This is a genomic window from Massilia sp. CT11-108, from assembly GCF_047302915.1.
Classification (GTDB): domain Bacteria; phylum Pseudomonadota; class Gammaproteobacteria; order Burkholderiales; family Burkholderiaceae_D; genus Telluria; species Telluria orientalis.
Genome location: NZ_JBKYMO010000168.1, coordinates 1 through 11,500, shown reverse-complemented (window position 1 = coordinate 11,500; position 11,500 = coordinate 1). Strand labels below are relative to the sequence as shown.

Here is an 11,500-nt window from a genome sequence, read left to right as displayed (position 1 = left end):
GGCCAGCCCCGGCGCGCGCGCGGCCCAGCAGGCCAGCGCCGGCTCGGAGCAACTGAATGCCGGCGGCACGTATCCGAACCTGCTGGATGCGCATCCGCCGTTCCAGATCGACGGCAATTTCGGCGCGACGGCCGGCATCGCGGAGATGCTGCTGCAGTCGCAGGCCGGCGCGATCCAGCTGCTGCCGGCGCTGCCGTCGGCGTGGCCGGATGGTGAAGTGAAAGGCCTGCGCGCGCGCGGCGGATTCGAGGTCGACATGCGCTGGACGCGCGGCCGTCTCGTCGATGCCGTCGTGCGCAGGGTAGCAGGCAGCGGTGCCGCGACCGTGCGCTATGGCGCGCGCACCGTCGCGGTGAAACTGCGTCCGGGCGACAGCGTGCGGCTGGACGCGGCACGGTTTTGAGGAGTTCAGAGGCAGACCCTGAGAGGTCGTCTCTTTGCAGTGAAGGGCACCGTCATTCGATGGGCCCTGTTGTCAGCCAAGAGGAGATGTAAATGTATCAGTTCAAGAAAACAGCCATCGCCGTGGCCGTAACGCATGTCGCGTTGCTGGCCGGCGGGATGGCGGCCGCGCAGACGGGGCCCGGGGCGCCGACGGCAAGCAATGTCGTCGTCGTGACGGGCCAGCGCGCCGCGCTCGATTCGGCGCAGGCGCTCAAGCGCGATGCCGACGAGATGGTCGATTCGATCGTCGCGGACGACATCGGCAAGCTGCCGGACCGTTCGATCACGGAAGTGCTGCAGCGCGTGGTCGGCGTCACCATCGACCGCACGATGTCGAAGGGCGACCCGGAGCACTACTCGGTGGAAGGCTCGGGCGTCACGATCCGCGGCCTGTCGTACACCCGTTCGGAGCTGAACGGCCGCGATTCGTTCTCGGCCAACGGCGGCCGCTCGCTCAACTTCGAGGACGTCCCGCCGGAGCTGATGGCCGGTATCGACATCTACAAGAACCCGTCGGCGGAACAGATCGAAGGCGCCATTGGCGGCCTCGTGAACCTGCGCACGGCGATGCCGTTCGACTTCAAGGGCCGCAAGATGGCCGCGTCGCTGCAGGACACGTATTCGGAGCTGAAGAAGGGCAAGCGCCAGCCGTCCGGCTCCTTCATGTTCTCCGACCGCTGGAAGACGGGCTTCGGCGAGATCGGCGCCCTGGTCGACTACGCGTATTCGGAGAGCGGCACCCGTACCGACGCGTTCCAGGTCGAACCGTATTACCAGCGCAGCGACGTGGTCGCCGGCCAGAACGTGTGGGTGCCGAAAGGCTCGCAGTACCGCACGCTGAACTTCGACCGCAAGCGCCAGGGCCTCTACGGTGCGCTGCAATGGAAGCGGGACGCAAACCTGCAGTCGTCGCTCACGTACTTCAAGTCGAAGTACCGCATGCAGTGGGACGAGCAGGCGATCTTCTCGTCCGCCAGCCCGTACAACATCGGCGTCACGAACGGCACCTACGGCACCAACGGCCAGCTGCTGACCGGCACCCTGACCGACGCCACCGACAAGGGCATCGATTTCGGCGCCGACACCCGCGCCGCCAACCGCAAGTCGCAGACGACCGACATCTCGTGGCACCTGATGTGGCGTCCGAACAGCGACTGGCAGATCGACACCGACGTGCAGCGCGTGCGCGCGACGAGCAACAGCTTCGACTCGACCGTCGCCACGGCCGTCAAGATGCCGTACGAGAACGTGGACCTGTCCGGCTCCGTACCGAAGCTGACGTTCGACGACGTCCAGACCGCCTACCTGGCCAATCCGGCCAATTACTACTGGGCGTTCACGCAGGAACACTTCGACGACAGCCATGCCGGCGAATGGGCGTGGAAGACCGACGCGAAGTACACGTTCGACCATCCGGTCCTGCGCGACGTGCGCTTTGGCGTGCGCCTGACGAAGGCCGATTCGACGACGACGAACTCGAACCCGAGCTACAACTGGGCGGCGATCACGCAGCCGTGGCAGTCGGACACGGGCGGCCAGCTCGCGTACCTGAGCGATCCGCGCTTCTCGAACCAGACGCAGGTCCACCAGTTCACGAACTTCTTCAACAATAACACCGCGGTCCCGTCACTCGTGTTCCCGAACGTGGCGCTGGCCACGGGCTACCCGGGCAGCTATGCCACGCTGCACAGCTACCACGACATCCTGTGCCAGCAGGCGAACCAGGCGAACGGCACGACCAACCCGTGCACGCCGTGGTCGCCCGCGACGTTCGGCACCGACCCGGCCGGCACCAACGACCTGTCCGAGCGTACCGGCGCGTTCTACACGCAGCTGCGCTTCGGCTTCGACGACCTGAAGTACCCGATCGACGGTAACATCGGCGTGCGCTATGTGCAGACGCTGCTGAAGGCGCACGGCTACACGGTGTTCAATCCGAACATCACGCAGCCGGCCGAGGGCACGACGGTCGTCGGTCCGGAAATCCCGAACATCGCGGCATTCTCGACGCGCCAGGACTTCGACAACCACTACCACAATGTGCTGCCGAGCCTGAACCTGCGCATGAAGGCGACCGACAAGCTGCAGTTCCGCTTCGCGGCCGCGATGGGCATCTCGAAGCCGGACTATTCGCAGCTGCAAAGCTACACGACCCTGTCGGAAAACGTCGACCAGACCACGACCGGCAACGTCGTCACCGTGAACAACGTCGGCCTGACGGGCACGGGCACCGGCAATCCGAAGCTGCGTCCGGTGCAGTCGCGCCAGGTCGACCTGTCGGCGGAGTGGTATTTCGCGCCGGCCGGTTCGCTGACGATGGCCGTCTTCAACAAGCAGTTGAAGGACATCATCATCAACCAGTCCTACGGCTACAACGTCGCGGGCGTGACGGGCACGCCGTACACGTTCACGGTCACGGGCCCGGTCAACGGCGCGCGCGGCCATGCGCGCGGCATGGAGATCGCGTACCAGCAGTATTTCGACAAGCTGCCGGGCTGGATGTCGGGCTTCGGCGTCCAGGCGAACTACACCTACGTGGACAGCAAGGAAGACCTGTACCATCCGGTCAACTCGGCGTTCTGCACGGGCAGCTCGAACGGCGCGGATAACCTGAACCTGAACCAGAACGGCTGCGACACCAACGGCGCGACCTTCGGCAACCTGCCGCTGCAGAACCTGTCGAAGAACGCCTACAACCTGGCCCTGTTGTACGACAAGGGCAAGGTCTCGGCGCGCCTCGCGTGGGCATGGCGTTCGAAGGCACTGCAGAACGTGAACGTCAACGGCACGAACGGCACGGACGGCCGCCGCGTCGACCCGGCCACGGGCACGACGCAGACGGTCGCGTGGGCGTTGCCGACGTGGTCGGACAGCTATGGCCAACTGGATGGTTCGTTCTTCTACAATATCAACGAGCAGCTGTCGCTCGGCGTGGAAGCGCAGAACCTGACCAACTCGAAGTACCGACAGCTGATGCAGCAGTCGATCGGCATGATGACCCGCGCGGTCTTCGTGTCCGGCCGCCGCTACACGGCGTCGCTGCGCTACTCGTTCTAAGCGCATCACGGACGGGCGGCCGCTCATTTTCGACACTGGCCGCCCGTTTTTACAACCACCGCGACCGAAGGAGACCCGTTCGCATATGAAATCCATGTCCTTCCGCCTGCTGGCCGCCGGCCTGCTCGCCGCCACCACCTGCCACGCCGCGTACGCCGCGTCCGAACTGCCCCGCATCGTGGGCAAGGACGGCCGCTACGCCCTGATGGTCGACGGCGCCCCGTTCCTGATCCTGGGTGGCCAGGCCCACAATTCCAGCAACTACCCGGCCGCGCTGCCGAAGGTCTGGGCCGCCATGAAGGACGTGCATGCGAACACGCTGGAGATTCCCGTCGCGTGGGAACAGATCGAGCCGAAGGAAGGGACCTTCGACTTCAGCTACGTCGACAAGCTCGTGCAGCAGGCACGCGAGCACAAGACGCGCCTCGTGCTGCTGTGGTTCGGCACCTGGAAGAATACCGGCCCGGCGTACGCGCCGGAATGGGTCAAGTTCGACAACAAGCGCTTCCCGCGCATGATCGACAAGGACGGCAAGACGAGCTACTGCCTGTCGCCGTTCGGCGAAGCCACGCTGGCCGCCGACAAGAAAGCCTTCGTCGCGCTGATGGAGCATATTAAAAAGATCGACTCGGACAAGCGCACCGTGATCATGGTGCAGGTCGAGAACGAAGTGGGCACCTATGGCGTGGCGCGCGACTACGCGGCGCGCGCCCAGGCCGCGTTCCAGCAGCCGGTGCCGGCCGCCGTCCTCGCGCACCAGCCGCCGCCGGCGGGCCGTGCGAAGCAGGGCTCGTGGAGCGAAGTGTACGGCGACTACGCCGACCAGTATTTCCATACGTGGGCCATCGCCAGCTACATCGAAGACATCGCCAAGGCCGGCCGCGCCGTGTACGACCTGCCGATGTACGTGAACAACGCGCTGCGCGCGCCGGTGCTGGACAAGCCCGCGCCGCCGTGGAAGGCGGACTTCGCCTCCGGCGGCCCGACGTACGACGTCATCGGCATCTATAAGGCGGCCGCGCCCCACATCGATTTCGCCGGCCCCGACATCTACATGCCGGAGTCCAGCAACGTGAGCGCCACGCTGCAGCTGTTCCAGCGCCCGGATAATCCGCTGATGGTGCCGGAGATGGGCAATGCGGCGGGCTATGCACGCTACGTCTACCAGATCATCGGCAAGGGCGCATTGGGCGTCGCGCCGTTCGGCTTCGACTACGCCATGTACAGCAACTATCCGCTGGGTTCGAAGTACACGGACAAGCGCATGATCGAGCCGTTCGCGAAAGTCTACGACGTGTTCGCGCCGATGCAGCGCGTGTGGGCGAAGTGGGCGTACGAAGGCCGCACGTACGGCGTCGCGGAAGGCGACGACCGCAAGCCGCAGACCGTGACCATGAACGGCTGGAACGCGCACCTGTCGTTCCGCGAATTCCAGTTCGGCGAGCGCGAATACCTGAAGGACAAGAACGAATACGCGGAAGGCACGGACCAGCCGTCCGGCGGCGCCGCGATCGCGCAGATCGGCCCGGACGAATTCGTGATCGTGGGCCAGCAGATCCGCGTGAAGTTGTCCGGCACCGGTCCGAATGCCGGCAAGCCCACGGGTTATGCGCGGGTGGAAGAAGGTCGCTTCGACGCCGACGGCAAGTGGGTCATGGAACGGAACTGGAATGGGGACCAGACCGACTATGGCCTGAACCTGCCGGCGGTGCCGACGGTGTTGAAGGTGAAGATGGGGTCGTACTAAAACAAACAATACCTCGCGGCGGTGCAAAATCGTCGTCGTTCCCGCGAAAGCGGGAACCCATGCTGCGCGTCTTGAGCCGATTCAGTATGGATTCCCGCGTGCGCGGGAATGACGACGTTAGCGGCGTCGCTTTACTCTAGGAGACAATCATGCAATTAACGCGAATCGCAGCCGCCGCGCTGCTGCTGGCCGCAGGCGGCCACGCCCTCGCAGGCACCGTCCAGAAAACGGCCACCGGCATCGAAGTGCGTCCGGACGCCGGTCCGGCGAAGCTCGTGCGCCTCGAGGTGATGGCCGATAACATCGTCCACGTCGTCAAGCTGGACCAGGAAGGCAAGCAACTGACGCCGTCGCTGATGACGGTCGCCAAACCGTGCAACAGCTGCGCGTTCACCGTGGCCGACGGCAAGGATGCCGTGACGCTGAAGGCCCAGAAGATCTCGGCGCAGGTGTCGCTGAAGGATGGCCAGGTCCGCTTCTTCGACGCGGCCGGCAAGGCATTCCTGACGCAGGCGGCGGAAACCATCACGCCGATCCAGGTGGGCGGCAAGCCCTACCTCGCGATCAAGGAAGGCTTCAACTACGGCACGAAGGATGCGTTCTACGGCCTGGGCCAGCACCAGAACGCGCAGATGAACTACAACGGCGAAGACGTCCTGCTGCAGCAGCACAACATGATCGCGTCGGTGCCGTTCGTCGTCTCGGACAAGAACTACGGCCTGCTGTGGGACCAGAACTCGATCACGCGCTTCGGCGATTCGAAGCCGTACGCGTGGCTGTCGCGCGACCTGAAGCTGACGGACGAGCAGGGCAAGCCGGGCGGCCTGACGGCGCGCTACTACATCGACGGCAAGCTCGCGCTGACCCGGCAAGAGAAGGACATCGCCTACCAGTTCCTGAAGGACGTCGAGGAATTCTGGCCGAAGGAACTCCCGTCGATGAAGGCGCTGGGCGGCAAGGACGTGAAAGTCGTGTGGGACGGCGCGATGGCGAGCCCGAAAGCGGGCGTGCACAAGATGCAGCTGTACGCGTCGGACTACGCGACGCTCACCGTCGACGGCAAGCAGGTCATGGACGTGTGGCGCCAGGGCTGGAACCCGTGGTACCACAACTTCGAGGTGAAGTTCGCGCCCAACAAACCCGTCAAGCTGCACCTGGAATGGAAGCCGTCGGGCGGCATGATCGCGATGACGCACAACGATCCGCTGCCGGCACCGGAGCGGCATTCGCTGACGATGTCGTCGGAGATCGCCGAAGCCGTCAACTACTATGTGATCAGCGGCGACAGCATGGACAACGTCATCGGCGGCTACCGCACGCTGACGGGCCAGCAGCCGATGATGCCGAAGTGGGTGTACGGCTTCTGGCAGTCGCGCCAACGCTACGAGACGCAGCAGCAGCTGCTGGACACGGTGTCCGAATACCGCAAGCGCGGCTGGCCGCTGGATAACATCGTGCAGGACTGGTTCTACTGGCCGGAAGACGGCTGGGGTTCGCACGACTTCGACAAGGTCCGCTTCCCGGATCCGAAGGGCATGGTCGACGAAGTGCACAAGCAGCACGCGCATATCATGATCTCCATCTGGGGCAAGTTCTACGCCAATACCGACAACTACAAGGAACTGGCGGCGAAGGGCCACATGTGGACGAAGAACGTCGAGGACGGCGCGCTGGACTGGGTCGGCAAGGGCTACAAGAACAGCCACTACGATCCGTACACGCAGGAAGCGCGCGACATCTACTATCGCCAGATGAAGGACAAGCTGGTGGCCAAGGGCTTCGACGCCTGGTGGATGGACAACACCGAACCTGACGTGCTGTCGAATTCGCGCCTGGAAGACTTCAAGAAGCTGATCGGGCCGACCGTCTACGGTCCGGGTGAGATCACGTTCAACCCGTACAGCCTCGTGCACTCGGGCGGCATGATCGAAGGTCTGCGCCGCGACCAGCCGGACAAGCGCCAGTTCATCCTGTCGCGTTCGGGCTTCGCCGGCATCCAGCGCAACTCGGTCGCCGTGTGGAGCGGCGACACGGCCGGCCGCTGGAACAACCTGTACGACCAGATCGCATCGGGCGTGAACTTCTCGATGTCCGGCATCCCGAACTGGACGCACGACATCGGCGGCTATGCGCAGGAGAACCGCTTCCAGTACGGCGACGTGGGCTCCGCGCAGGAAAACCGCGCCACGACGGGCGGCCAGGCCAAGCCGGAAGACATGAAGGAATGGCGCGAGCTGAACCTGCGCTGGTTCCAGTTCGGCGCGTTCTCGCCGCTGTTCCGCTCGCACGGCGAAGTCGTGAAACGCGAGATCTACAACATCGCGGCCGGCGACGACGCGATGCGCGATTCGATGGTGGGCTACCTGAAGCTGCGCTACCGCCTGATGCCGTACATTTATTCGATGGCGGCCGACACACACTACGCCAACGGCACCATGATGCGCGGCCTCGTGATGGACTTCCCGAAGGACGACAAGGTCAAGGACATCAAGGACCAGTACCTGTTCGGCCACGCGCTGATGGTGGCGCCGGTGACGTCGTACGGCGCGCGCGAGCGCACCGTCTACTTCCCGGCGGGCGCGGACTGGTATGACTTCGACACCGGCAAGCGCTACGCGGGCGGCACCAGCGCGAAGGTGGATGCTCCGCTGAACCGCATCCCCGTGTTCGTGCGCGCGGGCGCCGTGATCCCGACCGGTCCGGTCACGCAGTATGTCGACGAGAAGCCGGACGCGCCGATCGTGCTGCAGGTGTACGCCGGTGCCAACGGCCAGGCGAGCCTGTACGAGGACGACGGCGTGACCAATGCGTACGAGCGCGGTGAGTTCAGCCGCATCCCGTTCAGCTACGACGACAAGACAGGCACTGTCACGATCGGTGCCCGGAGCGGCCAGTACAAGGGCATGCCGCAGACGCGCCAGATCAAGGTGCGCGTGCTGCGTGCCGGCGTGGCGACGAGCGCGGACATGGATGCGGCCGACAAGACCGTGACCTATGACGGCAAGCCCGTCACCGTGAAGTTGTGAAGCGGGGACTCCCGTTTGCGCTGACGCTCGCACTGGCCGGTTCGGCCAGTGCGGCATCGCCGCGCGCGACGCCGGTGGACGCGCAGGCGGACGCCCGCACGCGTGCGGAATACACGTGGCTCGTGCAGACCTGGGGCCGGCAGACCATCGCCGGCCAGCAGGACCTGACGTGGAACGACAGCGTCGACATGGCGCGCCGCGTGTTCGACGATACCGGCAGGTATCCGGCGCTGATGGGCTTCGACTTCATGAACACGTGGCGGGAGGGCGATGGTTCGCACCAGGTCGATGAAGCCATCGCCTGGGCGCGCCGCGGCGGCCTCGTGACGTTCTGCTGGCACTGGCGCGACCCGTCGGCGCCGGCGGGCACGCAGGGCAACTTCTATGCGCGCGAGCCGGATGCGCGCAAGAACACGGCGTTCACGATCCCCGTGCGCGCTGGCCGGCTCGATACGTCCAGCCCCGCGGGCCGGCAGATCGACGCCGACATCGACCGCGTGGCCGTGGAACTCGGCAAGCTGCAGGCGGCCGGCGTGACGGTCCTGTGGCGGCCGTTGCACGAAGCGTCGGGCAGCAACGGCGACGGCTGGTTCTGGTGGGGCCGCAAGCGCGCGGACGGCGTGTCGAATGCCGAGGCCTACAAACTGCTGTACCGGCACATGTTCGATCGGCTCGTGCGCGAGCATGGCCTGCACAACCTGATCTGGGTGTGGAATGGCCAGGACGCGGGCTGGTATCCGGGCGACGACGTCGTCGACATCGCCGGTTACGACGTGTACGATGAGCGCGACCGCAAGACGTACCGGTCGCAGATCGACATCTACCGCCGCGTGGCGGCCATCGGCCCCGCGACGAAACCCGTGGCCATGACCGAGAACAGCTACATTCCGGATCCCGACAACATGCGGCGCGACGGTGCGCGCTGGCTGTGGTTCCTGACGTGGAACGACGGCCGCGCGCCCGCCGGCACGTCCGACAAGGACAATTTCTGGACCGGCGATTATTACAACAACGCGGCGCACAAGACGAAGGTGTATCGCCACCCCGACGTGATCACGCTCGACGAGCTGCCCGCATTCCTGAAAGCTCCCCAATGAAACGACTGACCAAGACTTTCGTGCTGGCCGCGCTGCTGCATGCCGGCCTCGCGTGCGCGGCCGTGGCCGTGGCGCCCAGCGACAAGCACCTGCTGTACACGGGCCGCATCGACTTCGCCCAGCCGGACGCGCCCGTCATCACGTGGCCGAACACGGCCATCGCCGGCAACTTCACGGGCACTTCGCTGTCCGTCACGCTGGACGACGAAAAGGGCAAGAACTACTTCAACGTCTTCATCGACGGCGACACGGCCAGCCCGCTGATCATCGAAGCGGGCCAGGGTTCGAAGAAGTACGACGTGATCGCGGGACTCCCTCCGGGCAAGCACAGCTTCCTGATCACCAAGCGCACGGAAGGCGAGGAGGGCGCGACCGTGTTCCGCGGTCTCGAACTGGCGGACGGCGGCCAGATGCTGGCGCCGCCCGCCCGTCCCAAGCGCCGCATCGAATTCTTCGGCGATTCCATCACGAGCGGCATGGGCGACGAAGCCCCGCTGAACGGCCGCGACGACGTGGGCCGCGACAAGAACAGCTACCTGTCGTACGCGGGCATCACGGCGCGCGCCCTGAACGCGGAACTGCACCAGACGTCGCAGAGCGGCATCGGCGTGATGATCAGCTGGTTCCCGTTCACGATGCCGGACTTCTACGACCAGCTGAGCGCCGTCGGCAACAACGACACGCGCTGGGATTTCGCGCGCTGGACGCCGGACGTCGTCGTCATCAACCTGCTGCAGAACGACCGCTGGCTGATCGGCGACCGGCACCAGCTGCAGCCGGAGCCGGACGACGCGGGCCGCATCGCCGCGTACGAGACGTTCGTCAAGCGCATCCGCCAGCTGTACCCGAAGGCCTACATCGTGTGCGCGCTGGGCAGCATGGATGCGACGAAGCCGGGGTCGCAGTGGCCGGGCTATATCAAGTCGGCGGTGGAAGACATGCGCAAGGGCGGCGACCAGCGCATCGATACCGTGTTCTTTCCGTTCACCGGCTACGGGCAGCATCCGCGCCTGAAGCACCAGCGTGACAATGCGGGGATCCTGACGGCGTTCATCAAGAAGAAGATGAACTGGTGAAACCGTCGTTCCCGCGAAAGCGGGAACCCATGCTGACTGCTCGAAGTCGACTCTGTGTAGCCAACGAGGTCGAAATGAATAACGTAGTTAGCATACTCAGTATGGATTCCCGCTTGCGCGGGAATGACGATGCTATTGTGCGCGAAGGCGGGAACCCAGGTTCTGCTTGCGCCACATCGGCACAAGAAAACCTGGGCTCCCACTTGCCCGGGGCGACGTTAGTGGAGCCGGGGATGTCCCGCGTCAGCGCTGGAGTGCTTGCAGCGCGGCGGCCACGTACACGAGCGGCGCGTTCCAGTTGATCGCGATCTCGTTGCTGGCGTAACTGCAGCCATGGTCCAGGTACGACAGGGCCGGCTGCTTCGATGCGTACGACACGCCCTTGCAATCCTTGGCGTCCTGCTGGCCCGGGTTCGGACCGCCCGCGAGCCAGCCGGGGACGGGCGCTGCGATGCCGTCCGCGTCCGATGGGCGGTGGTGCGGATGCATGGTCGAGCGGGAGCCGAAGCCCGTCACATAGCTGATGCCGAGCGGATTGCGGCCCAGCGTGTAGTCGAGCGCCGACTGCGCCGCGTTCAGGTAGTCGGCCTTGTTCGTGAGGCGATAGGCCTGCACGAGCATCATGGCCTGGTTCAGCAGCACGGCATTGCTGCCCCAGACGAAGTCGGACTTCGCCAGCGACAGCCGCGCCGGCGACGCCTGCCAGCGTGCCAGCAAGGTGTCGGCCGCCGCGAGGATCTGCTTGCGGGCGGTGTCCCCGTCCGCCGGGTTCTTCAGGCGCGCGCCCTGCTGCGCGAGCGAGATCCAGCCGAGCGGGCGCACGTCCGACCAGCCGGGTTCCGTCTGCACGCCCGCCGCCGGCGCAAGGGCGCGTGCGCGGTACTCGTCCTTGCCGGTCGCGATGTACAGCTCGGCCGCGGCCCACGAGAATTCGTCGTCGACCTTCTCGTCGCCGTAGGTGCCCGTCTTGATGTCGGCCGGCTGGCGATACAGCACGGCCGGATGGCCGACCGCCCAGCGCCACGCGCGCTCCGCCGCGGCCAGGTAGCGCTG

7 protein-coding genes are annotated in these 11,500 nt (G+C 65.5%); 6 read left to right on the top strand and 1 reads right to left on the bottom strand.

The window, feature by feature from the left end:
• The 6 genes from ACEN88_RS15045 to ACEN88_RS15020 all read left to right on the top strand — a co-directional run.
• Positions 1-403, top strand: a 403-nt coding sequence (locus ACEN88_RS15045; protein WP_413340787.1) for a glycoside hydrolase family 95-like protein, incomplete at its 5' end; no start/stop codon positions are given.
• A 92-nt stretch (positions 404-495) separates the two neighbouring features.
• The gene (locus ACEN88_RS15040; protein WP_413340785.1) at positions 496-3,501 is read left to right on the top strand and encodes a TonB-dependent receptor; all 3,006 of its coding nucleotides are present in this window, start codon (positions 496-498) and stop codon (positions 3,499-3,501) included.
• An 85-nt stretch (positions 3,502-3,586) separates the two neighbouring features.
• A complete protein-coding gene (locus ACEN88_RS15035; protein WP_413340783.1) occupies positions 3,587-5,248 on the top strand; it encodes a DUF5597 domain-containing protein in 1,662 nt (553 codons plus the stop codon).
• Positions 5,249-5,397: 149 nt separating this feature from the next.
• Positions 5,398-8,274 carry a TIM-barrel domain-containing protein gene (locus tag ACEN88_RS15030; protein ID WP_413340781.1) on the top strand — a complete coding sequence of 959 codons (2,877 nt, stop codon included), beginning with the start codon at positions 5,398-5,400 and terminating at the stop codon, positions 8,272-8,274.
• Positions 8,271-9,371, top strand: a complete 1,101-nt coding sequence (locus ACEN88_RS15025) for a glycosyl hydrolase (protein WP_413340780.1) — start codon at positions 8,271-8,273, stop codon at positions 9,369-9,371. Before ACEN88_RS15030 ends, ACEN88_RS15025 begins: the two co-directional genes overlap by 4 nt.
• Positions 9,368-10,447, top strand: coding sequence for an SGNH/GDSL hydrolase family protein (locus ACEN88_RS15020; protein ID WP_413340778.1), 1,080 nt, complete (start codon positions 9,368-9,370; stop codon positions 10,445-10,447). Before ACEN88_RS15025 ends, ACEN88_RS15020 begins: the two co-directional genes overlap by 4 nt.
• 243 nt (positions 10,448-10,690) lie before the next feature.
• Here the strand turns inward: ACEN88_RS15020 and ACEN88_RS15015 are convergent.
• A partial coding sequence (locus tag ACEN88_RS15015; protein ID WP_413340776.1) for a glycoside hydrolase family 9 protein occupies positions 10,691-11,500 on the bottom strand: 810 nt, incomplete at its 5' end.